General features: G+C 65.5%; 24 protein-coding genes. 9 read left to right on the top strand and 15 right to left on the bottom strand.

Annotated features, from left to right (window positions below; genetic code table 11):
- Window positions 1–2: 2 nt before the first annotated feature.
- The 6 genes from rsmA to lptF all read right to left on the bottom strand — a co-directional run bounded on the left by rsmA (window position 3) and on the right by lptF (window position 7677).
- On the bottom strand, window positions 3–863 hold the full coding sequence (gene rsmA, locus QW845_RS03800) for a 16S rRNA (adenine(1518)-N(6)/adenine(1519)-N(6))-dimethyltransferase RsmA (RefSeq protein ID WP_315800294.1): 861 nt from the start codon (window positions 861–863) through the stop codon (window positions 3–5).
- On the bottom strand, window positions 860–1861 hold the full coding sequence (gene pdxA / locus QW845_RS03795) for a 4-hydroxythreonine-4-phosphate dehydrogenase PdxA (protein ID WP_315800293.1): 1002 nt from the start codon (window positions 1859–1861) through the stop codon (window positions 860–862). The genes rsmA and pdxA overlap by 4 nt, the downstream gene beginning before the upstream one ends.
- Window positions 1861–2799 carry a SurA N-terminal domain-containing protein gene (locus QW845_RS03790; RefSeq protein WP_315800292.1) on the bottom strand — a complete coding sequence of 313 codons (939 nt, stop codon included), beginning with the start codon at window positions 2797–2799 and terminating at the stop codon, window positions 1861–1863. Before QW845_RS03790 ends, pdxA begins: the two co-directional genes overlap by 1 nt.
- Before the next feature lie 104 nt (window positions 2800–2903).
- Window positions 2904–5414, bottom strand: coding sequence for an LPS-assembly protein LptD (locus QW845_RS03785; RefSeq protein WP_315800291.1), 2511 nt, complete (start codon window positions 5412–5414; stop codon window positions 2904–2906).
- Window positions 5414–6511 carry an LPS export ABC transporter permease LptG gene (gene lptG, locus QW845_RS03780; RefSeq protein WP_315800290.1) on the bottom strand — a complete coding sequence of 366 codons (1098 nt, stop codon included), beginning with the start codon at window positions 6509–6511 and terminating at the stop codon, window positions 5414–5416. Before lptG ends, QW845_RS03785 begins: the two co-directional genes overlap by 1 nt.
- Window positions 6508–7677, bottom strand: coding sequence for an LPS export ABC transporter permease LptF (lptF, locus tag QW845_RS03775; protein ID WP_315800289.1), 1170 nt, complete (start codon window positions 7675–7677; stop codon window positions 6508–6510). The genes lptG and lptF overlap by 4 nt, the downstream gene beginning before the upstream one ends.
- 340 nt (window positions 7678–8017) lie before the next feature.
- Here lptF and QW845_RS03770 point away from each other — a divergent pair, with 340 nt between their 5' ends.
- The 4 genes from QW845_RS03770 (at window position 8018) to QW845_RS03755 (ending at window position 11553) form a co-directional block, all read left to right on the top strand.
- Window positions 8018–9562 carry a leucyl aminopeptidase gene (locus QW845_RS03770; protein WP_315800288.1) on the top strand — a complete coding sequence of 515 codons (1545 nt, stop codon included), beginning with the start codon at window positions 8018–8020 and terminating at the stop codon, window positions 9560–9562.
- A 9-nt stretch (window positions 9563–9571) separates the two neighbouring features.
- Complete coding sequence (locus tag QW845_RS03765) at window positions 9572–10024, top strand: DNA polymerase III subunit chi (protein WP_315800287.1); 453 nt, start codon at window positions 9572–9574, stop codon at window positions 10022–10024.
- Window positions 10025–10228: 204 nt separating this feature from the next.
- Window positions 10229–10723, top strand: a complete 495-nt coding sequence (locus QW845_RS03760; protein WP_315800445.1) for a hypothetical protein — start codon at window positions 10229–10231, stop codon at window positions 10721–10723.
- Between the two features lie 14 nt (window positions 10724–10737).
- A complete protein-coding gene (locus tag QW845_RS03755) occupies window positions 10738–11553 on the top strand; it encodes a phytanoyl-CoA dioxygenase family protein (protein WP_315800286.1) in 816 nt (271 codons plus the stop codon).
- On the opposite strand, the gene QW845_RS03750 is transcribed toward QW845_RS03755, so the two are convergent.
- Entirely contained in the window at window positions 11554–11787 is a 234-nt protein-coding gene (locus QW845_RS03750; protein WP_315800285.1) for an acetyl-CoA carboxylase biotin carboxyl carrier protein subunit, read from the bottom strand. It lies immediately after the preceding gene.
- Window positions 11788–11943: 156 nt separating this feature from the next.
- Between QW845_RS03750 and QW845_RS03745 the strand changes: the two genes are divergently transcribed.
- The gene (locus QW845_RS03745; RefSeq protein WP_315800284.1) at window positions 11944–12342 is read left to right on the top strand and encodes an avidin/streptavidin family protein; all 399 of its coding nucleotides are present in this window, start codon (window positions 11944–11946) and stop codon (window positions 12340–12342) included.
- A 120-nt stretch (window positions 12343–12462) separates the two neighbouring features.
- Here QW845_RS03745 and QW845_RS03740 read toward each other — a convergent pair whose 3' ends face one another.
- The 3 genes from QW845_RS03740 to QW845_RS03730 all read right to left on the bottom strand — a co-directional run bounded on the left by QW845_RS03740 (window position 12463) and on the right by QW845_RS03730 (window position 15036).
- Complete coding sequence (locus tag QW845_RS03740; RefSeq protein ID WP_315800283.1) at window positions 12463–14334, bottom strand: ABC-F family ATP-binding cassette domain-containing protein; 1872 nt, start codon at window positions 14332–14334, stop codon at window positions 12463–12465.
- 50 nt (window positions 14335–14384) lie between these two features.
- Window positions 14385–14576 (bottom strand): hypothetical protein, encoded by a 192-nt coding sequence (locus QW845_RS03735; protein ID WP_315800282.1) that lies wholly within the window; start codon window positions 14574–14576, stop codon window positions 14385–14387.
- A gap of 190 nt (window positions 14577–14766) precedes the next feature.
- Window positions 14767–15036, bottom strand: coding sequence for a sulfur globule protein precursor (locus QW845_RS03730; RefSeq protein WP_315800444.1), 270 nt, complete (start codon window positions 15034–15036; stop codon window positions 14767–14769).
- A 286-nt stretch (window positions 15037–15322) separates the two neighbouring features.
- Between QW845_RS03730 and ndk the strand changes: the two genes are divergently transcribed.
- Window positions 15323–15745 carry a nucleoside-diphosphate kinase gene (gene ndk / locus QW845_RS03725; RefSeq protein WP_315712380.1) on the top strand — a complete coding sequence of 141 codons (423 nt, stop codon included), beginning with the start codon at window positions 15323–15325 and terminating at the stop codon, window positions 15743–15745.
- 79 nt (window positions 15746–15824) lie between these two features.
- Entirely contained in the window at window positions 15825–16682 is an 858-nt protein-coding gene (locus QW845_RS03720) for a TerC family protein (protein ID WP_315800281.1), read from the top strand.
- A gap of 37 nt (window positions 16683–16719) precedes the next feature.
- Here QW845_RS03720 and QW845_RS03715 read toward each other — a convergent pair whose 3' ends face one another.
- Complete coding sequence (locus QW845_RS03715) at window positions 16720–17805, bottom strand: substrate-binding domain-containing protein (protein WP_315800280.1); 1086 nt, start codon at window positions 17803–17805, stop codon at window positions 16720–16722.
- Between the two features lie 113 nt (window positions 17806–17918).
- Here QW845_RS03715 and QW845_RS03710 point away from each other — a divergent pair, with 113 nt between their 5' ends.
- A complete protein-coding gene (locus QW845_RS03710) occupies window positions 17919–19406 on the top strand; it encodes an aldehyde dehydrogenase family protein (protein ID WP_315800443.1) in 1488 nt (495 codons plus the stop codon).
- 65 nt (window positions 19407–19471) lie between these two features.
- Here the strand turns inward: QW845_RS03710 and QW845_RS03705 are convergent, their stop codons facing one another.
- The 4 genes from QW845_RS03705 to QW845_RS03690 all read right to left on the bottom strand — a co-directional run bounded on the left by QW845_RS03705 (window position 19472) and on the right by QW845_RS03690 (window position 23589).
- Window positions 19472–20302 carry a molybdenum storage protein subunit alpha gene (locus QW845_RS03705; RefSeq protein ID WP_315800279.1) on the bottom strand — a complete coding sequence of 277 codons (831 nt, stop codon included), beginning with the start codon at window positions 20300–20302 and terminating at the stop codon, window positions 19472–19474.
- 13 nt (window positions 20303–20315) lie between these two features.
- The gene (locus QW845_RS03700) at window positions 20316–21128 is read right to left on the bottom strand and encodes a uridine kinase (RefSeq protein WP_315800278.1); all 813 of its coding nucleotides are present in this window, start codon (window positions 21126–21128) and stop codon (window positions 20316–20318) included.
- 406 nt (window positions 21129–21534) lie between these two features.
- The gene (locus QW845_RS03695) at window positions 21535–22098 is read right to left on the bottom strand and encodes a DUF2478 domain-containing protein (protein WP_315800277.1); all 564 of its coding nucleotides are present in this window, start codon (window positions 22096–22098) and stop codon (window positions 21535–21537) included.
- 78 nt (window positions 22099–22176) lie between these two features.
- On the bottom strand, window positions 22177–23589 hold the full coding sequence (locus tag QW845_RS03690; RefSeq protein ID WP_315800276.1) for an aldehyde dehydrogenase family protein: 1413 nt from the start codon (window positions 23587–23589) through the stop codon (window positions 22177–22179).
- A 167-nt stretch (window positions 23590–23756) separates the two neighbouring features.
- Here QW845_RS03690 and QW845_RS03685 point away from each other — a divergent pair, with 167 nt between their 5' ends.
- Window positions 23757–24137: a hypothetical protein gene (locus tag QW845_RS03685; protein ID WP_315800275.1), complete on the top strand. Its 381-nt coding sequence runs from the start codon at window positions 23757–23759 to the stop codon at window positions 24135–24137.
- The last annotated feature ends 259 nt before the right edge of the window (window positions 24138–24396 follow it).

Genomic DNA, 24396 nt, shown 5'->3' with positions numbered 1-24396 from the left:
GATTACGACTTGTTCTCGTCGCGACTATTGGTCAATTCGCGGGCCATGGCAACAAAGCCCGACACCGGAATGGTCTCGGCGCGGCGGGTGGGATCGACGCCTGCGGCGGCTGCGAGCCGCGCGGGATCCGCCGGCAGCGACTTCAGGCTCTGCCGCAGCATCTTGCGGCGCTGGCCGAAGGCGGCGGCGGCGACCTGCTCGAGCGCGCGGCGGTCGCAGGGTTCGGGCGACGGGCGCGGCACCAGCCGCACCACGGACGACGTGACCTTCGGCGGCGGCACGAAGGCGGATGGCGAGATGTCGAACAGGATCTTGGTCTCGCAGCGCCAGTTGGCGAGCACGCCGAGCCGCCCATAGGCGTCCTCGTTCTCGCGCGCGACGATGCGCTCGGCGACCTCGCGCTGAAACATCAGCACCATCATGTCGTACCAGGGCGGCCACGGCTCCGCGGAGAGCCAGCCGATCAGGAGATGCGTCGCGATGTTGTAGGGCAGGTTGGCGACGATCTTTGCTTTGGTGCTGCCGAGGTAGGGCCGGACGTCGAAGGTGCGGGCGTCGGTGCAGACGATTTCGAGCCGCCCCGGATAGCGCGCGGCGATCGCCTGCAGCGCCGGGATCGCGCGCTCGTCGTGCTCGACCGCGATCACGTGGCGCGCGCCGAGCGCGAGCAGCGCCCGCGTCAGGCCGCCCGGGCCTGGGCCGATCTCCACCACCGTGGCGTCCTCGAGCGGACCCGCGGCGCGCGCGATCCGGGCGGTGAGATTGAGATCGAGCAGGAAGTTCTGGCCGAGCGCCTTGCGCGCCGACAACTGATGATCGCGGATGACCTCGCGCAGCGGCGGGAGGTCGTCGATCGCGCTCATGATGATTGCTGGACCATGCGTGCGGCGAGTCGCAACGCTGCGATCAGGCTCGCCGGATTGGCGCTGCCCTTGCCGGCGATGCCGAACGCCGTGCCGTGGTCCGGCGAGGTGCGGATGAACGGCAGGCCGAGCGTCACGTTGACGCCGTCGTCGAACGCCAGCGTCTTGATCGGGATCAGCGCCTGGTCGTGATACATGCAGATGGCGCAGTCGTAGGTCTTGCGCGCGGCGTCATGAAACATCGTGTCGGCGGGCAACGGTCCCTGCACGTCGAGGCCGGCATTGCGCAAGGTTGCGATCGCGGGCGCGATGATCGTGTCCTCTTCGGTGCCGAGCGTACCGTCCTCGCCCGCATGCGGATTGAGTCCCGACATCGCAATGCGCGGCCGCGACACGCCGAAATAGCGGCGCAGGCTCGCCGCGACGATGCGCGTCGTCGAGGTGATCAGCGGGCTCGTGAGCTGCTCGATCGCGTCGCGCAGCGCGACGTGGATCGTCACCGGCACGACGGCGAGCATCGGTGACCACAGCATCATGACAGGCTGCGGGACCGCGCCGCCATCGGCGGCGAGCTCGGCGAGAAATTCGGTATGGCCGGGATGCGAGAAGCCGGCACGGTAGAGCACGGCCTTGGCGATCGGGTTGGTCACGACGGCGCTGGCGCGTCCGGCCCTCACGTCGGCCACCGCCTCACGGATCGAGCCGATGGCCGCCGCGGCACTCGTCGTGTCCGGACGGCCCGGCAGGGCCGTCACGGCGTGTCCGGTGGAGACCACGGGCAGCACGGTCCCAAACGCCTGTGCCGCCTGTTCGGGACGAACTTCGTCCACGGTGACGGGAAGGTCGAGCAGCCTGGCGCGCTGCGCGAGAAAGACAGGATCGCCGCGCACGTAGAAGGCGGGGAGTCCGAGCTCGGTGCGGCGCAGCCACGCCTGCAGGGTGATGTCGGGTCCGATGCCTGCCGGTTCCCCCAGGGTCAGCGCGAGCGGCTTCGTCATCAGCGATATTCGATCATCGCCGCCTTGCGGACTTCCTGCAGATAGGCCTTGGAGGTGGCCTCGTATTTCTTGGTGTACATCTGCTCCTTGATCTCCCGCTTCTTCGGCGTGTCGATCGTGGTCGGAGTCCGCGAGCAGAGGGCCACCATCTGGATGCCCTGCCGCGTCGCTTCCGGCGGAGTCAGGTGGCCGATCGGCGTGTCATCGAGCAGCTTGCGCAGATTCGGCGGGATGTCGGCGGACGTCTTGACGACGATCTCCTTGATGACCGCATTCGCCGTCGTCTTGAAGATGTTGTTGGCTTCGGCGCAGGTCTGCACCCGTGCGCGCAAGGCCTCGGCCTCCTTGTGCCGCGCTTCCATCAGACCCTGGTTCGAGGAGTTCGACACGATCAGCACGATCGGCTGCATCTTGTACTCGAACGCCTGGCCCTGCTGATCGCCATCGCCGCCCGCGGCGGCGACAGCCGCGGCCACGTCCTTGTCGGAGACGATCAGGCGTTCCTTGTAGCGGCCGCGCACCAGGCTGCTCCAGACGATCTCGGCCTTGATGCGCGCCTTCAGCGTCTCCGGCCGCACACCCTGGCTCTCCAGCGATTTGGTCAACTGTTCCGGGTTGAGCCGCATGCGAGAGCCCATGCCGGCAAACGACTGGTCGACGTCGGAGGCGGTCGGCTCGACGCCAAACTTCTTGCCTTCCTTGATCTTCACCTTGTCGTCGATCAGCTCGTTGATGATCTCCTGGCGAGTCTGATGCTTGCGAGTGCTCAGGAAGTTCAGCTTGGTGCGCTGCTCGATGTCATAGTCGGTGATGGGATCGCCATTGACCATGACGACGATGCTCTGGGCGCGAGCCGACATCGTTCCGATGCCGCAGACGAGTGCGGCAAGAGTGCAGATGGCCAGGGCCCGAAGGCGAGGAGAGAACGCGATCGTCATGACCAAGCTTCGTTGTCGCTATTGATCCAACTGGAAGCGGCGCCACGGCTCCCAACGAGGGACTTTCGACCCCCACGGAGCGGCCCGTCGGAGACTGGCGCGCGCTACTGCAGGCCCCCAGCCCCGGTTCCCGTGGACGAGGAATTAGCCAGCGTCCGGAGTCCGATCTGGAGCATATAGGCATGGCTCAGAACGGGGGGAGTGGTGCCCGCCGTATAATTATACGACGTTACATAGTTGGCGGCCAGCACGAAACAATCGTCCACATAGCCGGCGCCGATCACATACTGGTTGATCTTGTTGGCTGCCAGATCCCAGCGCGCCGCACCCGTGACGACCCAGTTCGGCGCCACCTTGACCGAGCCGCTGCCGAGGATGCCCTCGCGACGGTCGAGGTAGCCGAGCGCCGGATCGGCGGCATAGTTGCCGTAGGTCAGGGCCACCGACCAACGATCGAAGTTCGCCTTGGCTTCCGCCTCGAAGCGCTGGATGTTCAGGGTCTGCTGGTCGAACCGGCTGCGCATGCTGAACGTGTAGGTGCGGTTCGGCGAATAGTCGACGCGCGCCACGTAGTCCGAGGCGTTCTTGTCCAGGCCGGAACCGATGGCGGTGTTGTTGGCGTCCTGCACCGCGAACGAGTTCATCCCGAACAAATGGTAGGACTGGCCGAACAGCACGTTGATGGTGCCGCCGCGGTCGAACTGCGTCGTCGCCTGGACACCGACATTGGCGCGGCCGCCGCCCTCGACGCGGTCATAGCCGGAGAACTTGTCGACGCTGAACAGGTTGCTGGCGTCGAACACCATGCTCTGGGCGTCTTCGTTCGGCAGCCGGCCGGCATAGGTCTCGTTCGGCCGGATGATCACTTGCGCGATCGGCTCGATCGTCGTCGTGCCCCATGGCTGAACGTTGATGAACGGATAGCGATATTCCAGGCCGACCGTCGGCATCAGGCGCAGCGCCTGGGTGTCCCCGGTCTGCAGGAAGTTGCCCACGCCCGGCTGGTTCGAGACGTTGGCGTTGATCGCATCCGCGCGCAGGATCGCGAACGGCGTCCAGATCTGGCCGTAGGGATCCGTGAACGACCGCCGCCACTCCGCCTGCGCGGTCAGGCGGGTGTAGGTGCCGGGCGTGGCGCGCAGCAGGCACTGGGTGGGCAGGCGCGCCCGCGGATCGGCAGACACCGTCGTGCACAGCCCGGCGGTGTTGGCCGTGGTCGTGATCGGGTCGAACACGGCCGTCTGGCGGCTCAGATTGACGAAGTTGGTCTTGTAGCTGAACTCGCCGCCGAACACGGGATAGTTCAGCACGTTCGAGTAATCCAGCACCGGATAGACCACCGGCACGGTCTGCTGGTTGCCCGAGAAGCTCAGATAGTGGATCGCCCGGACGTCGAAGAAGCTGCGGCTGCCGACGCCGGTCAAGTAAAGCTGCGAGATCGCCTCGGTCGGGAGGCTCATGAACGAGTTGAACGGATCGCGATACTGCGCCAGCCGGTAATCCGACAGGAACATGTAGTCGGACAGCAGGATGCCGTCCCAGCCCCAGACCCATTTGTCGTTGAGCGCGAACTGGCCCTTGGTGTCGACGCCGCCGCGGAACTGGCGGTCGCCCGGCTGGCCGGCGAAGGCCTTGCGGTCGAGCTGATCGATGCCGTACAGGCGCACCTGATAGCCGCCATTGCTGAGGCGCTGGCGGAACTCGGTCTGCAGCAGCACGCCCTGCTTGGAGGTGATGCGCGGCGTGAACGTCGCGTCGTAATCCGGCGCGATCGCCCAGTAATAGGGGATGTCGACGCCGAAGCCGTAGCCGCCGGTCTGGGTGACGCCCGGCATCAGGAAGCCGCTCTTGCGCTTCACCGTCGGATCGGGCGTCGAGAAATAGGGGATGTAGGCCAGGGGAACGCCGAAGAATTCGAGCTGGGCGTTCTCGAAATACAGCATCTTCTCGGTCTGGTCGTGGATGATGCGCGCACCCTTGACCTGCCACAGCGGCGGCTTCTTCGGATCGTCCTTGCACGGCGCGCAGGCGGTGTATACGCCGTTCTCGAAGACGGTGTAATTGCCCTTGGAGCGGTCGGCGCGGGTCGCCGCCATCCGCGTCTGGTCCTCGGTCTCGACGCGCAGCGAATCGACGAAGCCGTCGCGATAGTCGTCCGACAGATCGAGGCTGTTGGCGTAGGTGATCTTGCCGTCGGCGTCGGTCATGCGGATGTTGCCTTCCGCATGCAGGCGCTTGGTCTTCTGGTCGTAGATCACCCGGTCGGCCTCGACCGAGGTGCCGTTGTAGAACAGCTGCACGTTGCCGACCGCCGACACGCGCGAGTTGTTGTAGTCGTAATCGACCTCGGTCGCCTGCACCAGCATCTGGTTGTCGTTGGCGACGCGCGGCGGCGGCGCCTTGGGCGGGCGCGGATTGTAGGTGAAGCCCTGCGCGACGGCAGGGGTCGGCGCCACGACCGCGGTCGCAGCAGCAACCATCAGGCCGAGCCCGCAGGCCAGAACGAATCCAAGTACGCCAGACCCGGCGCGACGCACGCGCGCGCAACCGGCGCGCGCAACGGCATGCTGCCGAAGCGCGGCGAGCGCTGTCTGACGGACGGCAACGAACGACACTAGCCGTCCTCCTGGTAGAGCAAAGCCATGAAACCGGTGAGGCCGCCGACGAACACCGGCAGCCACGCCGCAGCGATCGGATTCATCAACTCAGCCTTGCTCAAATCTTCAGTTACTTTCGACAGAACGTAGAGCAGAAACCCGGCGCCCACGCCACTCAAAACCATTTTCTGTACGCCACCCATTCGGAAGAACCTGAGCGACACGGACGCAGCCAGCATGACCATCGCAGCCAGCAAAAACGGCTGCGCGATCAGCTTATGATACTGCAGTCGGTACCCCGCGGTCGCGAAGCCTGAGCTCTCCGACGAACGGATGTATGTCGGCAGTTGCCAAAACGACACAGTTTCGGGGGTGGAGAAGCTGTTTCGGACCTGCGCCGGCGTCAGGCTGGTCGGAAGAATGTACGTCGGTTCGTCGACCGGTGGGGCATCGAGGGAGAATCGGCGCACGGACCGGAAGACCCACCGGCCTTCTTCCAGGGTCGCCTCGCGCGCTTCGATTCGCTCCTTGAAGTGCTTGTCCGTATCAAAACGGAACAGGGTCAGTCCGGTCAGGCGGACGCCCTGCTGCTCGCTGCGCGCGGCATTGATGATGACCGAGCCGTCGGGGTTGATCTGGTTGAGCCAGAAGCCGGCCGCATCCTGCACGCCGCCGCCGGGCGCTGCGCCGAACAGCTCGGCCTCCATGCGCTTGGAGAGCTCGCGCAGATTGGCCGACATCGGATTGTAGAGGGTCGTGGCCATCAGCCCGAGCACGATGGCGCTTGCCAGCGCCGGCGCGATGAACTGCCAGGCGGAGACCCCGGCTGCGCGCGCCACCACGAGTTCGAGCCGGCGCGACAGCGCGAGATAGCAGGTCATGGCGCCGATCAGGACGCAGAACGGCATCATCTTCTCGAGCAATTGCGGCACCCGGAACAGCGACGTCTCCGCCACCATCAGCGCCGAGGCGGAGGCAAGCCCGGAGGTCTTGCGCACCATCTCGATGTAGTCGACGAGCACGAGCAGGATGAAGATGCTCGCGAACACGCCGACCGCCGAGACCAGGAAGCGGCTGGCGAAATAGCGCCCGAGCGTGTTGGTGACCATGCTCATGCGGTGGCCGGCCTCCCGAACAGCCGTGCGATCCGCGCGTTCGAGCGGTTGATGGCTTCCATCAGCCGCGCCGGCGGCTCGACCACCACGCCGCCGATGATGATCCAGATGCTGAGGCCGAGCACGCCGAACAGCATGAGGTACTGCACCAGCGCCGCCATCGGCGTCTTCACGGTCATGACCGAGCAGGCGAAGCCCGCCATGCGCACGCCGAACACGGCGAGAATGGCGCTGCCGAACGAGAAGTTGCGGCTCTGGCGTGTCGTCCGCGGCGCGCCCAGGAACGCGAAGGTGAGGGCAGCGAAGGCGAACGGATAGATCGGCGCCAGGAAGCGGTCGTGCAATTCCTGGCGGAATTGTCCGGGGATCTGCTTGTAGATCGGATCGTTCTCGGCGGGCGCCATCAGCTCCCACAGATAGCGCTCGCGGATGCCGAGCGTGACGTCGCGGCCCTGGTTCGAAAACTTCGACATGTCGAAGGCGTAGCGGGCGAACGCGACCATCGCCGGCTCGCGCTTGCCGAGCTCGAAGCGTTCCAGATTGCCGTCCTCGAGCACCAGGAACGAGCCGTCGGCATTCTTCACGACGGTGCCCTTCTCGGCGATGATCGTGATTCGCTCCTTGGGGTCGCGGCGGTCGTCGATCAGGATGCCGGACAGCTCGCCGCCGGGTTGGCGCTCGCGGATCCGGATGGTCAGGTTCTGGTCGAGCTGCGCGAACCGCCCGGGCTGCAGGATGTTGGCGAGCACGTCGGCGGTGATCTCGGCATCCCACTGCTTGATCCGGCGCAGGCCGTCGGGGGCGAAAAAGGCGGCGATCAGCGTCACCAGCACGGCCACCGCGCAGGTGGCATAGGCGAACGGCACGAACAGCCGGATCGGCGACATGCCGGCCGCGTTCATGACGATGATCTCCGAATCGGTCGCAAGCTTGTTCAGCGTGTGCGAGACCGCGATCATCAGCGCGATCGGCGCGATGACGCCGAGCAGGGAGGGAATCACGAGGCCGGTGATGCCAAGGAAGGTCAGGATCGTCTGGCCCTGGCTGGTCATCAGGTCGATGCCGCGCAGCGCCTGCGTAATCCAGATCACGCCGGTGAGGCTGACCAGGACCAACGCGAACGACGCCAGCGTCGTGCGAAAGATGTACCTGTCGATGGACCCCATCGTCTGCGCTCGATCCCCAGTCATCTGTGCCGGAACGCGCGCTGCAGCCAACCCTCGCAACGGGCCCCCCAAGGCTGCAGTCGCCGTCACGTTCCGAAGGCGGTGAATATCTGTACCATCCCTTTGATCCGTCGACAAAATGGCTGTGGCATGGCGCCACGAAAATACGGTTAAAATTTCATCATTGTGACCGGTCCGCCACGCGACCCTTGGCAGCCCGGGCCCGGGCAGGCCATACTGCTGCCAAGTTGGGTTCCGAACTGCCGCCATCCTGGTCTGGCCGTTGAGGTTTTCGGTCGGACGTGGCTGCTCATCACGTCGAAATTTGGAGGATTGCTTGATGTCCGACGCCGTCAAGGTCGGCTTCGTCCCGCTGTCGACCGCCCCGCGCGGCATCGTGGTGGCGTTCTGCGATGACACCCTGCGACTTGGAGGCGCGACCGAGAAGGCGCTCGGGGGAGCCTCGGACCTCGTCAAGCGCGCGGCCGGTGCGGCCCGGTTCAAGGGCAAGGATGGCGCGGTGCTGGACCTGCTGGCTCCAGAGGGAATCAAGATTCAGCGCTTGATCGTCATCGGCATCGGCAAGGGGACGGACCTCAAGGACAAGGATTTCCTCAAATACGGCGGGACCTTAGCCGGAAAGCTGAACGCCGGAACTGAAGCGGTGACGGTGCTGGCCGAATTGCCCGCCGGGCCGCTGCTGCCGGATCAGGTCAGCTCGCTGGCTGCCGGGATCCGGCTGCGGGCCTATCGGTTCGACCGCTACAAGACCAAGAAGAAGGACGAGGAGGGCGCCGTCAGCGCCAATGTCTCGATCGCCGTGGCCGACGTCGCGGCGGCCAAGAAGGCCTTCGCGCCACGGTCCCATGTCACCGACGGCGTGATCCTGGCGCGCGATCTGGTCAACGAGCCGCCGAACGTCCTTTACCCGGAGGAGTTCGCCAAGCGCGCTGCCGCCTTGCGCAAGCTCGGCGTCACCGTGGAGATCCTCGACGTGCCCGCGATGAAGAAACTCGGGATGGGCGCGCTGCTCGGCGTCGGCCAGGGCTCGGCACGGCCGAGCCGCACCGTCGTGATGCACTACAATGGCGGCAAGCGCGGCGAGCAGCCGGTCGCGTTCATCGGCAAAGGCGTGTGCTTCGACACCGGCGGCATCTCGATCAAGCCGGCCGGCTCGATGGAGGACATGAAGGGCGACATGGGCGGCGCGGCCTGCGTGGTCGGCCTGATGCATGCGCTCGCCGCCCGCAAGGCCAAGGCCAACGTGATCGGCGCGATCGGCCTCGTCGAGAACATGCCGGACGGCAACGCCCAGCGTCCGGGCGACATCGTGACCTCGATGTCGGGTCAGACCATCGAGATCATCAACACCGATGCGGAGGGCCGCCTCGTGCTCGCGGACGTGCTCTGGTACGTCGCGACCAAGTTCAAGCCGAAATTCATGATCGACCTGGCGACCCTGACCGGCGCGATCATGGTCGCGCTGGGCACCGAGCATGCCGGTCTCTTCACCAACAATGATGATCTCGCCGACAAGCTGCTCAAGGCGGGGCAGGAGACGGGTGAGAAGGTGTGGCGGATGCCGCTCGGCCACGAATACGACAAGCTGATCGATTCGCAGTTCGCCGACATGAAGAATACCGGCGGACGCCATGGCGGCTCGATCACCGCCGCGCAATTCCTGCAGCGCTTCGTCAACGACACGCCGTGGGCGCATCTCGATATCGCCGGCACCGCGATGGGCGCGCCGAAATCGGAGATCAACCAGAGCTGGGGATCGGGCTACGGCGTCCGGCTGCTCGATCGGCTGGTGTGGGATTCCTACGAATCCAAATCCGACTCCAAGGCTGAAAAGGCTGAAGCCAAATCCGGCGCCAAGGCGTGACGTCGGGCGATGACTGAAGTCCTGTTCTACCATCTGCAGAACATGACCCTGGAAGGCGTGCTGCCGCCGCTGCTCGAGAAGTCGCTCGAGCGCGGTTGGCGCGTCGTGGTGCAGTCGACGTCCGAAGAGCGTGCGGATGCGCTCGATGCGCATCTGTGGACCTATCGCGACGATTCGTTTCTGCCGCACGCCACCTGGCGGGTGGCCGACGTGGCCGACCAGCCGATCGTGCTCGCGGTGGAAGAAAGCAATCCCAACCGCGCGAACGTCCGGTTCCTGGTGGATAACGCGCCGCTGCCAGCGGACTCGCACAGCTACGAGCGCATGGTGCTCGTGTTCAATGGGGATGATCCGGACGCGCTCGCGGCTGCGAGATCGGCGTGGACCGATTGCAAATCGCGGGGATTCGAGGTCACCTACTGGCAGGCGGATGAACGGGGCCGCTGGCAGCGCCGACAGTGATACGGAAGCCCGTGAAGCGCCGATGATGGCAGCGCCGCGTGATTAATGATAATCTGCCGATTTGCCGGCAGAGCGTTGGCAAAGCCACGAACGTGCCGCAAAGTGATGTTGGGACAACACGTTAGAGTGTCCACAGGTTGCAATTCAGCAAGGTTCATCGTGCGAGACCACACCAAACAGCTGACGCGCGCTCTGGCGTTCCTTGTGCTTGCCCCGGTCGTCGCCGGATGCTCGAGCACGCCCGATTTCCTGTCCAAGGACGCCGAGTGGTTCAACCGGCCGCAGCGCCTGTTCATCAAAAACATCTCGATCGACGCGCCGCCGCTGACGCCGGACAAGCCGGTCTCCGCTGAGGATCTTGTGAGCGCCGAAGGCGCATGCCCGGGCATGGCGCCTGCGGCCGGTGCTGCGGGCGCGAACGCGCTGGCGAATGATCCCGCCACGGCCGCGCCGGCTGTCGGCGGCACCGTTGCGCTCGGTCATACCGAATGCGACGTGGTGCGCGGCATCGGTGCACCCGACAACGTCAACATCTCGAGCAATGGCGGCGAGCGCGTGGCCACCGTGACCTGGCTGCGCGGCGCGCGCGCCGGCGTCTACACGTTCAGCTCGGGCCGCCTGACCTCGGTCGAGCGGGCGCCCGATCCGGGACCGGCGCCGAAGGTGGCGAAGCCCAAGGCGAAGAAGCGGGCGACCTGACGGAGGAGGCGGCCATGCAAATCACCGGCCTCCGTCGCGAGTTGGAGGAGGCCGGGTATGGGGTGCGCCGTGGTTTTCTTCCTCGCGAGTTGCTCGAGGCCGGCGATCGAATCAAGTCGCGAGCCGGTCGTGAGGCGATCGCGGAGCCTCATCTCGGATCCGTTGTCTCAGTCGGCTCGTCGGCCGATTTCGCGCCGATCATTCTGTTCGATGCACAGTATGAACTGTTGGAGCGCGCCGGATACCGGGATGCACGCTTTTTTGCCGGCTTCCTGATCTCCAAGCCGGCCGGATGTCCGAGGCTGCACTGGCACCAGGATTGGTGGGGCTGGTCGAGCGCTGCGAGCTACGCCGCCACGCCTCCAATTCTCTACTTCATGTACTACTTGACCGATACGAGCGCTGCGAACGGATGCTTGCGCGTGCTTCCCGGCAGCCATCGGCGCAAGAACGATCTCCATGCCTTGATCAAGGACCGGCCGACGCATCCCGATCGGATTCTGCCTGTCGACGACGTGCTGGTTTCCACACGACGCGACGAAGTCGATGTGACCGTTCGGAGGGGGGATCTGATCGTTCGCGACGGCAGGCTTCTGCATGCATCCCATGCCAACAATTCGAGCGAAGACCGCGCCTTGATCGTGTTGTCCTTCGTGCCCTTCTGGTCCGACCTGCCGGAGGAGCTGCAATGCGCCTTCGACAGGAAACGACCCAAGATCGAAAAATCCTGGCCGCCCGTAGAGGCCGAGCGCGTGCTGGCTCGAGCGACGGTCTACAACGGCGCGTCCTCGCCGATCCGTCTGCAGCGAACCCCGGACTTGAGCGACTGATCAGGCCGCTGCGTCCTCCGCATCCAACTCCATGACGACATCGGTCGCGCTCAACGTCTCGCCCGCACCGCGCCGGACCTGACTGATTGTCCCGGAATAGGGAGCTTTCACCGACAGCTGTGATTTGGCCGCCTCGATGACGTAGAGGACCTCACCGGTCTGCACCTTCTGACCCGCCTTGACGCAGACGTCGTAGAGCAGGCCGTCAAGTCGAGCGTAGAGCTGCTTGTTCATGTTTCGTCCTCCTGAAATCGCTTCAATCGAACCTCAACATCAACGTTGTCTACCGAAAGTAGAGCAATTTTGAACCTGCCACAATGGCGCTTTCCAGCTTATGGATGTATGTAGGCATCATTGCTACCTCCAGCTCCGGGCATAGCGAGGCGCGCCATGAAGTGGTTCTTCAGCAAGTATCTTTTTGCAGCGATGATTGTCGTAGTTTCGTCGATTGCTGCGCGTGCCGACGTTCTGCCGGCGCCGTCGAGATGGACAAATCAACGAGGCTCGGTGCTCGAGATCTGGTCAGTCACCGATGGACAGGTGCGAGGACAATTCACCAACAACGCGCCAGGATTTGCGTGCCAGGGCATTCCCTATCCGGTATCCGGCAGATCGGCCGGCAGCGCCGTCATGCTGGTCGTGACGTTTGCTCAGTGCAATTCGATCACGCGGTGGAGAGGCCAGGTCGGCGGCAATCTACTCCGGACGAATTGGAATCTCTTCTACATTCAGCCCAACGGCGATCTCGGCAACCTGCCGGGTGCGGACCTGTTTCAGCGGACCAACTGATCCGGCCGCTCGCGCCGACCACGCATTCATCCGCGCGAGCCGCTGAGCGCGAGGGCATTCCGCGAAAGCCGAGTTGTCTGCGACTTTCCGCCGAATGCCCGATCCGAGGCTCGGGGCGCTTCAGCTCCCCGCCTCGTCATACAGCGTGCTGGCCTCCAGCCATTGCTCCTCGGCGCGCGCCAGCGCGTCGGCGGCATTGGCGCGCGCCTTCGACAGTTGCGCCGCCTGCTTCGGGTCGCGCGTGAAGATGTCGGGTAGCGCCAGCGCGCCGTCGATCTTGGCGATGATCTCGGTGATGCGGGCGATCTCGGCTTCGGCCGCGGTGATCCTCTGCTTAAGCCCGCTCCGCCGGTTGTCGCCGCGCGGCCGCTCGGCCTTCTCGGCGGTCCCCTGCGGACGCTCAGTGTCTCGCGTGCCGGCACCGCTGCGTGACGACAGCACCATGCGCCTGTAGTCGTCGAGGTCGCCATCATAGGTCTTCACGGTGCGGTCGGCGACGACCCAGAGGCGGTCGGCGCAGGCCTCGATCAGATAGCGATCGTGCGACACCATGATCACGGCGCCGGGAAAGTCGTTGATCGCCTCGGCGAGCGCGGCGCGGCTGTCGATGTCGAGATGGTTGGTCGGCTCGTCCAGGATGATCATGTTGGGGCCGAAGAAGGTCGCGAGCCCGAGCAGCAGCCGCGCCTTCTCGCCGCCCGACAGGCTCTTCACCAGCGTGTCTGCCGCCTTGCCGGAAAACCCGATCGCGCCGGCGCGCGCGCGCACTTTCGATTCCGGCGCATCGCCCATCAGCTTGCGCACGTGACTATACGGCGATCCGGTCTCGTCCAGCTCATCGAGCTGGTGCTGGGCGAAATAGGCGATCGACAGCTTGTCGGCGCGCGTGACCTTGCCGGAGAACGGTGTGAGCCGGCCGGCGAGCAGCTTCACCAGCGTGGACTTGCCATTGCCGTTGGCGCCGAGCAATGCGACGCGGTCGTCATTGTCGATGCGTAGGGTGACGCGGTTGAGCACCGGTTGCGCGGGGTCGTAGCCGACGGAAGCGTTGTCGACCGCGATGATCGGCGGCGACAGCAGTCGCTCCGGTGCGGGGAACGTGATCTCGTGCACGTCCTGGGTGACGAGCGCGGTGATCGGCTTCATCCGCTCCAGCATCTTGACGCGGGACTGCGCCTGGCGCGCCTTCGAGGCCTTGGCCTTGAAGCGCTCGACAAAGGCCTGCAGCCGCGCACGCTCCGCTTCCTGGCGCTTGACCGCCTTGGCATCGAGCATCTCGCGCGTGGCGCGCTGTTCTTCGTAGGAGGAGTAGCTGCCGCGATACAGCGTCAGCTTGCAACGGTCGAGATGCAGGATCTGGTCGACGGAGGTCTCCAGGAGATCGCGGTCATGGCTGATCACGATCACCGTGCGCGGATAGTGTGCCAGGTGATCCTCGAGCCACAGCGTGCCCTCGAGGTCGAGATAGTTGGTCGGCTCGTCCAGCAGGAGCAGGTCTGGCGCGGCGAACAGCGTGGCCGCCAGCGCAACCCGCATGCGCCAGCCGCCGGAGAATTCGGCGCAGGCCCGCGCCTGGTCCGTGGCGGAAAATCCGAGGCCGCTGAGAATCGCGGCCGCGCGCGCTGGCGCCGAATGCGCGTCGATGTCGACGAGGCGGGTCTGGATCTCGGCGATACGGTCTGCGTCATGGGCCGTCTCGGCCTCGTGCAGCAGCGCGTGCCGCTCGAGGTCGGCCCGGAGAACCACCTCGATCAGGCTTTCGGGCCCGCTCGGGGCTTCCTGGGCCAGGCTGCCGATGCGCCACCGCGGTGGCACGCTGATGCTGCCGGTCTCCAGCGACAGTTCGCCGCGGATCGCCTTGAACAGGGTCGACTTGCCGGTGCCGTTGCGGCCGACCAGTCCGACGCGGGCGCCGGGCGGAATCTGCACCGAGCTCTGGTCGATGAGAAGCCGTCCGGCGAGGCGGATGGAGATGTCGGTGATGGAAAGCATGCGCGCCTTGTCACCGCGCGCGCGGCCAAAGGCAACCGCTTTGTCGCGTCTCAGCGGCCGGATCGGCTCGTCCCGGCCTCGTCGCGCTTGCGCAATTCGTTCATCAGCTCCGCGAGGGGAGCTGGCAGGTGAGAGCCGTCCGGCGGCAGGCTGCGTTGCAGGCGCTCGCCGACGGCCTCGCAGATCGACCGGCTGGTCTTGCGATCGAGCGCGTCGCTGAAATCGGCGGTGCGGCCAGACATGACGGTATTCCACGGGCAGTTGCAGGACGATGCTGTAACAAGTCGTGGCCGCTCGATTTGTTTCCGGCTCCCGACCGGAATACCCCGAAATGAGGTTGAAAGTGCACAAAAAAAAGCCCCGGCGTGGGGGAGACGCCGGGGCAATGCGAGTTCGGTGCGGCGGGGGGCGGGTGCCGCGCCGAGGCTCGTATCAATAGCAGCGGTTGATCAACCGCCAGCGCGGTCCCCACGGGGTCGGAACCACGCGGCGCACGTAGCAGCCGCCATAGCCGTAGCTGTAGACCGGGCCGCCGACGAAGAAGCGCGGGCCGTAGAACGGACGGTGCCATCCGCCATAGCCGCCGTGCCAACCGCCCCCATGCCAGCCGCCGTGCCAATGAGCCGAGGCGGCGGTCGGGGCGAGGGCGGCTGCGCCGAGGGCAATTGCGGCCGCCGCGATGAGGGAGAGTTTGCGCAACATGATCGTCTCCTGGATGACAGCGCTGGTGGCGCCGAAATTGTCCGACGGATGAGGCTGGGAGAGGGCGGCCACCGGTCGTGCTGCTGGCTCGTCCCCGCCCGATAGCCACGACCTTAAGGCCCCTGAGCTGAACACGGGTGGCACGGACCCTTCAGACTATGTTCAGAATCGTGAAATTGTCGTAAGGCGTCCCGCCTCCGGCAGGGTCCCGGTCGCTTGCCGTCGGCCGATCGCGTCGATATAAGCCCGCAACTCACCCAAATCCCGCACCTCCAAGGACGACATCATGGCGATTGAGCGCACCTTTTCGATCATCAAGCCCGACGCGACCGAGCGTAATCTCACCGGCGCGATCAACGCGCTGATCGAGAAGGCCGGCCTGCGCATCGTGGCCCAGAAGCGCATCCGCATGACGCGCGATCAGGCCGAGACCTTCTATGCCGTGCACAAGGCGCGGCCGTTCTTCGGCGAACTGGTCGATTTCATGATCTCCGGGCCGGTCGTGGTCCAGGTGCTCGAGGGCGAGGGCGCCATCCTGAAGTACCGCGACGTGATGGGCGCCACCGATCCGTCGAAGGCGGCCGACGGCACCATCCGCAAGCTGCATGCGAAGTCGATCGGCGAGAACTCGGTGCACGGTTCCGACGCGGCGGAAACGGCTGCGATCGAGATCGCGCAGTTCTTCTCCGGCAACGAGATCGTCGGTTGATCGATCCTCGTGCGGCGGAGGGCGCCCTCCGCCGCACGACCTTCGTGTTCTACGCTGAACTTGTCTGAAAGGCCCGGCCGTGAACTGGCTATCGCAACTCGCCGATTCCGCCAGCTTCGGCCACATGCTCGCTCAATTCGAGGCCGACCTGCAGAGCCCGGGCTTCTGGCTCGCGCTCGGCAAGATCGTCTGGATCAACGTGCTGTTGTCGGGCGACAATGCGCTGGTCATCGCGCTCGCCTGCCGCGGCCTGCACGGCAAGCATCGCTTCTGGGGCATGGTCGCCGGCTCCGGCATTGCCGTCGCGCTGCGCATCGCCTTTACCGGCATCGTCGCCACCCTGATGGCGTTGCCGTACCTGAAGCTGGTCGGTGGGCTGGCGCTGCTCGTGATCGCTGCCAAGCTGCTGGTGCCCGAAGACGAGAACGACGAGATCGCCGCCGGCACGACGCTGTGGCATGCGGTCCGCATCGTCGCGCTCGCCGACCTCGTGATGAGCCTCGACAACGTGATCGCGGTGGCTGCGGCCGCGAACGGCCAGGCGTCGCTGCTGATCATCGGCCTCGCCATGAGCATCCCGCTGATCATCGCGGGTGCCGCGCTGATCATGCTGGTGCTCGATCGCTTCCCGCTGCTGGTCTGGCTCGGCGCGATGCTGCTCGGCTGGGTGGCCGGCGAGGTGATCGCGACCGATCCCGCGATCGAGCCGATGCTGCACCATCTGCTCGACGGCACCGTCGTCATCAACATCGAGGCGACCTCGGCGCTGCTCGCCGGCAAGACCACTCTCGCGAGCCATGTCGATGTCATGGAGACGCTGATGTCGCTGATCGGCGCCGGCGTGGTGCTGCTCGCCGGCTCGATCTGGCGTGGCCGCGCGCTGCAGCGTCAGGGCCAGCTGGAGCCGGTGCCGGCGCGGGGCGTCGATCTGCCGTAGCGGTCGTCTGCGCCAGCGGATCCGACCGCACGCGCCGTCAGGCTTCGGCGTCCAGCCGATCGAGGAACTCGCGCACGGTGTGAACCGAGCCCGTGTCGGCCGGCTGATAGCCGGGCAGGGCGGCGATGGCGCAATGGAAGTCGTCGCCCTTCATCACATCGAGGATGCGCCGCATCGGATCGCTCTCGAGAAACGACTGATGGCAGGCGAAGAAGTAGTCCTCGGTCAGGATACGGATGAAGTCCAGCCCGAACTGCCGCGCAGCCGCCTCGACGCCGAAGCAGGCGTCGGCCATGTCGCTCGCGACATAGGCCGCGACGGCAGCGTGGGTGAACTCGATCTGCTGCGCGCCATTGATGCGCGCCTCGTCCAATCCGTGCGAAGCGAGCAATTGATCGAACAGCAGGCGGGTGCCTGAATCATGATCGCGGTTGACGAAGCGAATCTTGCCATCCGCGATGTCCGCCAATGATCGGATCGACAGCGGATTGCCGCGCTTGACCATCAATCCCATCTCGCGGGTCACGAAGCTGATGACGCAGTCCTGCCGGGGATCGAGCCAATCCCGGCAAGCCTGGATGCTCTGTGCGCGCAGTTCGCCGCGCGGCAGATGCAGACCGGACAGGTCGCAGGCGCCTTGCGCGAGCGACACCAGCGAATGCTGGCTGCTGACATAGCGCAGATCGACGCCGACGCCCGGCTCGCGATCGAGCAGCTCGCGCAACTTGGCGACGGCGAAGCCGTGGCTTGCATGCACGCGGACTACGGTGGGATGCGGCTGCAGGAACGGCTTGATCTCGGTCACCAGCTCCTGCGCCAGATTGTCGAGCTGCGGGCCGAGACGGGCCTGCATGCGCTCGCCGGCCCAGACCAGCTTGTCGCCGAACGCCGTGAGCTTCGATCCTTTGCCGCGCTGGGTCTCCACCAGCGGCACGCCGAAGAATGCGGACCATTGCTCGATCAGATTCCAGACATGACGATAGGAGAGGTGCGCGTCATGGGCCGCGCTGGTGATCTTGCCGGTTTTCCTGATTTCGCTGAGCACGCTGAGCATCACGACGATGCTCTGCGGTCCGTCATCCCAGTGGAAGCGCCAGACGGGTTCGATCGCGATGCGCAGCATCGGACCTGCTTGTGAAGTCGGCTTCATATGATGGCCCGCCATAGGCAACAGATATCATATTTACGAACTCATATTTGCTCCTACGCTGGCATACAAGAAGCGGAGGAAATATGATGTCCATTGCATATGACTACGAACGCGGCTCCAGCGCGTCGCGCTATCTGGCGAAGCCGCTGCAGCTCCTGGTCGACGGCCGGCACGTTCCCTCCGTCTCGGGGCGCTCGTTCGTGTCGTTCAATCCTGCCACCGAGCAGCCGATCGCGACGATCGCCGAGGGCAACGCCGAGGATGTCGACCGTGCCGTCGCAGCGGCGCGGCGTGCTTTCGAAGGGCCGTGGCGCACGATGCGCGCAGCGGAGCGTGGCGCGATCCTGCTGAGATGGGCGCAGCTGCTGCGTGATCATGCCGACGAGATCGTCGAGCTAGAAAGCCTCGATGCCGGCAAGCCGGTTGCGGCCGTGCTGCGCCAGGATCTGCCCGCAGCGATCGATACACTCACATATTACGCCGGCTGGGCCGACAAGATCAGCGGTGAGGTCGTGTCCACGCGCGACGATGCCCTGACCTACACGGTGCTCGAGCCCGTCGGCGTCGTCGCTGCGATCGTGCCGTGGAACTTCCCGCTGATGATCGGGATGTGGAAGCTCGCGCCGGCGCTGGCCTGCGGCTGCACCGTCGTGATGAAGCCCGCCGAGCTGACCTCGCTGTCGGCGCTGCGGATCGGCGATCTCGCGCTCGAAGCCGGTCTGCCGCCCGGCGTTCTCAACATCGTGACCGGTCCCGGGCGCACGGTCGGCGAGGCGCTGGTCAATCATCCCGATGTCGACAAGGTTACGTTCACCGGCTCGCCCGGCGTCGGCCGCGGCATCATGAAGGGCGCGGCCGGCAACTTCAAACGGGTGTCGCTTGAGCTCGGCGGCAAGTCTGCCAACGTCATCTTCGATGATGCGAACATCGAGGCGGCTGCGAAGGCCGCGGCCAGCGGCATCTTCTTCAACACGGGGCAGGTGTGCTCGGCCGGCTCGCGCGTGCTGGTGCAGGAGCGTGTCTATGACGAGGTTGTCGAGCGCCTGACCGAGCGGGCGAGGGGCTTACGGATCGGCGATCCGCTCGATCGTGCCACCTCGCTCGGACCCGTCATCTCCGAGCGGCAGATGAAGACGATCCTCGATTATGTCGAGATCGGCCGCAACGAGGGCGCTTCGCTGGTGACCGGCGGGGCGCGTGCCGCACCGCGTGGCTACTTCGTCAGCCCCGCCGTATTCGCCGGCGTCACGCACGAGATGCGGATCTCCCAGGAGGAGATTTTCGGACCGGTCGTCAGCGTGATCAAGTTCAGGGACGAGGCCGACGCGCTGCGCATGGCCAACGGCACCGCCTACAGCCTGGCCGCCGGCGTCTGGAGCCGCGACATCGGCCGCGTCCAGCGCCTCGCCAAGCGGCTGCGCGCGGGCACGGTGTGGATCAACACCTATGGCTACACCGATGTGCGGTTGCCGTGGGGTGGCGATCGCGACTCGGGACTGGGCCGCGAGCATGGCACGGCCGCTCTGGACAATTTCACAGAGCCGAAGGCCGTCTGGATGAATCTTGCGGTGTGAGCCAGGCGTCGGTTGACGCGGACGGCCGCCATTCGCATCGGCGGTCGTCTGCGCGATCCAACGGATCAGTCGGCCTTGGCGCCGGTCGTGATGATCGAGCCGACGTGGTGGCCACGCAGCGCCGCCGTCAGCCGTCCCGGCACTAGGCCGTTGACGACCTGGACCTGCGAGATGTGGCGTGCGTTGGCCATCACCTCGAGCAGCGTGCGGTCGAACGGCAGCGTGCCGTCCTGCCTGGCCAACGCATCGAAGCTGGTCTGACCCAGCAGTCTTGCTTTTGCCGCGTCCGGCCCGTTCGGGTCGACCGTGTAGACGCCATCGACGTCCTCGACGATCGTCAGTCCCGCGGCGCCGAGCGCATCGGCGATCAGGAAGGCGCCGGTGTCGGCCCGATGCGTCGGAATGCGCGAGGTCGGGAATTCGTGGTGGTGATAGGGCGGGAAGGCACTGCCGACCACTGCGCGTGCCGCGGTGAGATGAATCGCGAGCTGGTTGGCGATCGTCGGATGCTCGATGTAGGACACGCCTTCGCAGGCCAGCAGCGCCGCCAGGATGTGGCCGTTCTGGCCGGCCTCGCTGGCGGCGAGCGGTGCGAGCGAGCCGACCGGCAGGCCGAGATCGAGGCCGACGCCGTAGAGATGTCGGGCGCGGATACCTGCGCCGGTGAGGATCAGCAGGCGGTGCTCCGGCAGCAGCTTCCTGATCTCCGCGACCAGCGGCAGGATTGCCTCGGCGCCGCGGTCCATGATCGCGCGGCCGCCGATCTTGACGACCTGCAGCCAGGGCAGCAGCGCGATAGGGCGTTTGCCGGCGACAGGACGGGTGAGCTTGTCGTCGAGCAGCGTCTGGCGCGCGAGCGGCGAGGCGACGTGCTTGATGGTGTTGGTGTCAGCCATGGCGGTGGGGCCCTCAGCTCGCGGTGATGATGGTGCCGACGTGCTCGCCGGCGAGCGCACGGGTCAGATTGCCGGGCACGAGTCCGTTGACGATCTGGACCTCGCGGACGTGGCGCGAGGCTTCGAGCAGGTCGAGCATCGGGAACTCCAGGATGGAGTCCGCCAGACCCTTGGCCTTCATCTCGGGCACCGAGATCTTGGGAATGAAGGTGGCATTCTTTTCGGTCTTCGGATTGGCGGTGTAGAGGCCGTTCTCGTCCTTCACGTAGATCATCGCCTTGCAGCCGAACTGCTCGGCGACCAGGAAGCAGCCGGCGTCGGTGCGGTAGGGCGGGATGACATCATCGGCCGAAGGGCGCATCCACAGGCCGTAGGGCGGCATGCCGCTGAAGACGACCGCGTTGACCTCGGCGAGATAGAGCGGCACGGCGGAAAGACCCGCGCCTTCCACCGCCGAGATGCCGTGCTTGGCGAGCAACTGGCCCAGCATTGCCGCGTTCTGGTCGGCAACGGAGGCGCCGAGCTGCGACAGCACGCCGGCCGGCAGATTCAGTCCGGCGGCGATCGAATAGAGGTGGCGCGCGCGGGTGCCGGCACCGGTCCCGATCAGCATCTTGTGCGCCTTGCGGGCGGCGACGATCTCCTCGACCAGCGGATAGACGGCGGCACGGCCGCGATCGATCATGCTCTGGCCGCCGATCTTGATCACGGTGGCGTCGGGAAGGATGCGGAAGTCAGCCGCCGTTTCCGCCGCCGCAATCAACTGGGCGTCGGTGAGCGAGCGCTGCATCAGAAGCTGCTCGAGCCCGGCCGTCGTGGTTGCCATTGAAAAACGTTCCTTTCCTCGTGGATGTCCGGCCGGCGTGCCGGATTGGCTGCGCCGTCCACCCGCTCCTGACCGTTTCCCTGAGATGTCCTGGCAGCCGGCTCAATGGCCGGCTATCGATCGCATATTGCCCGTGGAATACACGACCGTTCGTGGCCCCGACAATCGTCTGCGGAGCAGGTTGGCCCACGCTGTCATGCGCGAATATCGATCGCGCCGATCCCGCGGGTCCATCCAGTCAGAGAAAATCCCTTGGTATTTCAATTAGCTATATCGAGAATCATATAGCTTCACCCGAGCGGTTTGCAGGGTTTCCGACAATGCACAAAGTTTCGGCATAATCGAGCCGACTGCGGCCTGGCCCGATTGATCGCAGCGCCAGGTTGCCGGTGAACGGCAGCCGCGATCATTTGAGAAGCTCGCAGATCGTGGGTCGATTCTTGTCGAATACGGCGCAGCGCCGCGACACGCTCCACCACCACTGGTCCAGCGCGCAACGCGTGCAGGGCAGCCTCACGCTCATGCCCTGCGCGAAATTGATCCACTCGGCGAACCTGAAGCAGGGGACGGCGATCAGGACAGGGACATCCGCGGCCAGTGCCTGCTCGATCAGATAGGTCAGGCCTCCGCCTTCGCTTTCCTGGCGGCCGAAGCGGTTGACGATGAGAAGATCGGCGCCCTCGCTCAGCGCCCCCGCCACTGCTGAGCCCGCCTGCAGCAATTGGCCGACGTCGAGGCGGCAGCCGCCGGCTTGGCGCCCAAGCCGCTGCAGCAGAGAAATCTCGACACCGCTGTGCACCAGCGTCGCCGCGATCTCGTGCGCGTCGAGAGAGCGCTGGACACGCTGCACCAGTCCGACGGCACGAACGCCGCGAGCCCGAAGACGGTCTGCGAACTCTCGTAACAGCTGATCCGGCTCGTCGCCCTGATCATACACCAGGGCAGCGAGGTCGCATTCGGCGTCGAACATCACGCGCTCCGGAGTGAAAATGACGGTGGACCCGTTTGCGGGAAGGCCGCGGACAACTGTCCGCGGCCTTCATGTGGCTCAGGCCGTGAGGCCCGGTCCGTTGATGATCTGCAACTGGGTGAACTCGGCGAGGCCTTCCTCGGCGAACTCGGTGCCGATGCCCGATTGCTTGGCGCCGCCGAACGGGATGTGCGGCGCCATGTCCAGGTGCTTGTTGATCCACACCGTGCCGGCCTCGATCTGGGTGGCGATCTCATGCGCGCGTTTCGGATCGGACGACCAGACCGATGCGCCCAGGCCGTAGCTGGTGCCGTTGGCGCGGCGGATGACGTCGCTCGGGTCGGAGTATTTGATCACCGGCAGCACCGGTCCGAATTGCTCCTCGTCGACCAGCTTCGAGCCTTCCTTGATGTCGCGCACGATCGTCGGCTCGATGAGGTAGCCGGGACGATCCATCGCAGCACCTCCGGCGATGACCTTGCCGTTCTTGTGCGCGTCGTCGAGGAACGCCTTCACTTTCTCGTATTGCATCCTGTTCTGCAGCGGCCCGAGCTTGGTGCCCTGTTTGGAGCCGTCGTCGACCACGGTGTTCTTGGCGATCGCGACCAGCTCGTTGCAGATGTCATCATAGACGCTCTCGTGCACGTAGAGCCGCTTGATCGCTAGGCAGACCTGCCCGGAGTTCTGGAAGGCGCCCTCGAAGATACCGGGCGCGACGGTCTTCGGATCGACGTCGTCGAGCACGATGCCGGCGTCGTTGCCGCCGAGTTCGAGCGTGATCCGCTTCAAGGTCTGCGCGGCGCTGGCCATCACCTTCTGTCCCGTCGCGGTCGAGCCGGTGAACGAGATCTTGCGGATGTCCGGATGCCCGGTCATGCGGTCGCCGAGATCGTTGGCGTCGGTGATCACGTTGAGCACGCCGGCCGGCAGCACGTCCTTGACCAGCTCGGCGAATTTCAGGGTCGAGAGCGGCGTGGTCGGGGCCGGCTTGACCACCAGCGTGTTGCCGGCGAGCAGGGCAGGCGGCAGCTTGAAGCCCAGGATCAGCAGGGGATAGTTCCAGGGAATGATGGCGCCGACCACCCCGAGTGGACGGCGATAGGCTTCGACCTGGCGGTCGCCCGAACTCTCGATCACGCGCATCGGCAGCTCGAGCGTCGCGAGATAGCGGAAGAACGCGGCCATGCCGAGCACCTCGCCGGTGGCGTCGGTGAGCGGCTTGCCCTGTTCGCTGGTCAGGATCCGGGCCAACTCGCCCGAATTGGCTTCGATGATGTCGGCCATCTTGCCAATGAGCCGGCGACGCTCCTCGATCGCAGTCGCGGCCCAGGCGGGGAAGGCCGCCTTGGCGGCGGCGACCGCCTGGTCGAGCTGGGTTTCGGAGGCCCGCGGACACTGCGCGAGCACCTCCTCGGTCGCCGGATTGATCACCGGCATGGTCGCGGCGCCCGGCACCAGCGTGCCGCCGATCAAGAGATGATAGTCGCTCATCGGCATGACTCTCCCTGCAAGATGTGGCACTTCGGCCACGTTATATCTGAAGCTATATCACGATGAATACAGCAGCGCCACCGCGGCATTTCCGCTGCCGCGCTGGACGCGATGGCATTTTTCGCTATAGTCATACGGAAATAACGGTGAATTGATGTGGAGCCATCATGGAGCTGCGGGCTAAGGCGCTGACGGTCTGTGAGGTCGTCGACGACGGTGAGACGATCTCGCTCGGGTTCGAGGACGCGGCCGGCAATGCGGCGGCGCTCAGCCTCTCGGTCAGCCAGGCCGGCGCGTTGGTCATGACGCTGCCCGGCCTCCTCGAGCTGGCGCTGCGTACGCGTTATGGCGACCAGGCACTGCGCTACGCCTATCCGCTGGCGTCCTGGACCATCGAGCAGTCGACGGATTCGACGAAGCGCATCATCACGCTCGCAACGCCCGACGGCTTCAGCGTCCGGTTCGCGATTCCCGACGATCAGCAGAACGTGCTCGGCGAGGCGCTGCTGATGCGATACCCGTCGGCACCGGCGATCCGGCCGAACTGATCGCGCGGGGACCGATCCGAACGTTGGTCAGGCCAGGGATTTCCTGCCTGTTTCGAGGGCGGCGGCCGGCGCGTCGGCGTCCTCCGATGCCCTGCGAGAAGCACGATGGCCGTCATATGTGTTGCCGTTACCGTCTCCGATCACTGGGTCGGTCAGCAACCGTCGCGGCCGGATCACAAGCCGCTCCACAATGCTGCGGCACGGTGCCGCGCCTTTGACAAGTACCTCAGGGCGCGATCGTCTGTTTCTTATAATCTTG

Source organism: Bradyrhizobium sp. SZCCHNS3002 (genome assembly GCF_032377435.1).
GTDB lineage: Bacteria > Pseudomonadota > Alphaproteobacteria > Rhizobiales > Xanthobacteraceae > Bradyrhizobium.
The sequence above is the reverse complement of the archived record's forward strand: the minus strand, read 5'-3'. Positions and strand labels throughout refer to the sequence as shown.

Bases quoted from the DNA above. Each gene is read 5' to 3' on its own strand.
- QW845_RS03690 (WP_315800276.1), bottom strand. From the start codon at position 23,589: ATGAGCGACTATCATCTCTTGATCGGCGGCACGCTGGTGCCGGGCGCC.
- lptG (WP_315800290.1), bottom strand. From the start codon at position 6,511: ATGAGCATGGTCACCAACACGCTCGGGCGCTATTTCGCCAGCCGCTTC.
- QW845_RS03770 (WP_315800288.1), top strand. From the start codon at position 8,018: ATGTCCGACGCCGTCAAGGTCGGCTTCGTCCCGCTGTCGACCGCCCCG.
- QW845_RS03755 (WP_315800286.1), top strand. From the start codon at position 10,738: ATGCAAATCACCGGCCTCCGTCGCGAGTTGGAGGAGGCCGGGTATGGG.
- lptF (WP_315800289.1), bottom strand. From the start codon at position 7,677: ATGGGGTCCATCGACAGGTACATCTTTCGCACGACGCTGGCGTCGTTC.
- QW845_RS03705 (WP_315800279.1), bottom strand. From the start codon at position 20,302: ATGGCTGACACCAACACCATCAAGCACGTCGCCTCGCCGCTCGCGCGC.
- QW845_RS03730 (WP_315800444.1), bottom strand. From the start codon at position 15,036: ATGTTGCGCAAACTCTCCCTCATCGCGGCGGCCGCAATTGCCCTCGGC.
- QW845_RS03710 (WP_315800443.1), top strand. From the start codon at position 17,919: ATGTCCATTGCATATGACTACGAACGCGGCTCCAGCGCGTCGCGCTAT.
- QW845_RS03715 (WP_315800280.1), bottom strand. From the start codon at position 17,805: ATGCTGCGCATCGCGATCGAACCCGTCTGGCGCTTCCACTGGGATGAC.
- rsmA (WP_315800294.1), bottom strand. From the start codon at position 863: ATGAGCGCGATCGACGACCTCCCGCCGCTGCGCGAGGTCATCCGCGAT.
- QW845_RS03745 (WP_315800284.1), top strand. From the start codon at position 11,944: ATGAAGTGGTTCTTCAGCAAGTATCTTTTTGCAGCGATGATTGTCGTA.
- ndk (WP_315712380.1), top strand. From the start codon at position 15,323: ATGGCGATTGAGCGCACCTTTTCGATCATCAAGCCCGACGCGACCGAG.
- QW845_RS03735 (WP_315800282.1), bottom strand. From the start codon at position 14,576: ATGTCTGGCCGCACCGCCGATTTCAGCGACGCGCTCGATCGCAAGACC.
- QW845_RS03700 (WP_315800278.1), bottom strand. From the start codon at position 21,128: ATGGCAACCACGACGGCCGGGCTCGAGCAGCTTCTGATGCAGCGCTCG.
- QW845_RS03790 (WP_315800292.1), bottom strand. From the start codon at position 2,799: ATGACGATCGCGTTCTCTCCTCGCCTTCGGGCCCTGGCCATCTGCACT.
- QW845_RS03765 (WP_315800287.1), top strand. From the start codon at position 9,572: ATGACTGAAGTCCTGTTCTACCATCTGCAGAACATGACCCTGGAAGGC.
- QW845_RS03750 (WP_315800285.1), bottom strand. From the start codon at position 11,787: ATGAACAAGCAGCTCTACGCTCGACTTGACGGCCTGCTCTACGACGTC.
- QW845_RS03695 (WP_315800277.1), bottom strand. From the start codon at position 22,098: ATGTTCGACGCCGAATGCGACCTCGCTGCCCTGGTGTATGATCAGGGC.
- pdxA (WP_315800293.1), bottom strand. From the start codon at position 1,861: ATGACGAAGCCGCTCGCGCTGACCCTGGGGGAACCGGCAGGCATCGGA.
- QW845_RS03685 (WP_315800275.1), top strand. From the start codon at position 23,757: ATGGAGCTGCGGGCTAAGGCGCTGACGGTCTGTGAGGTCGTCGACGAC.
- QW845_RS03740 (WP_315800283.1), bottom strand. From the start codon at position 14,334: ATGCTTTCCATCACCGACATCTCCATCCGCCTCGCCGGACGGCTTCTC.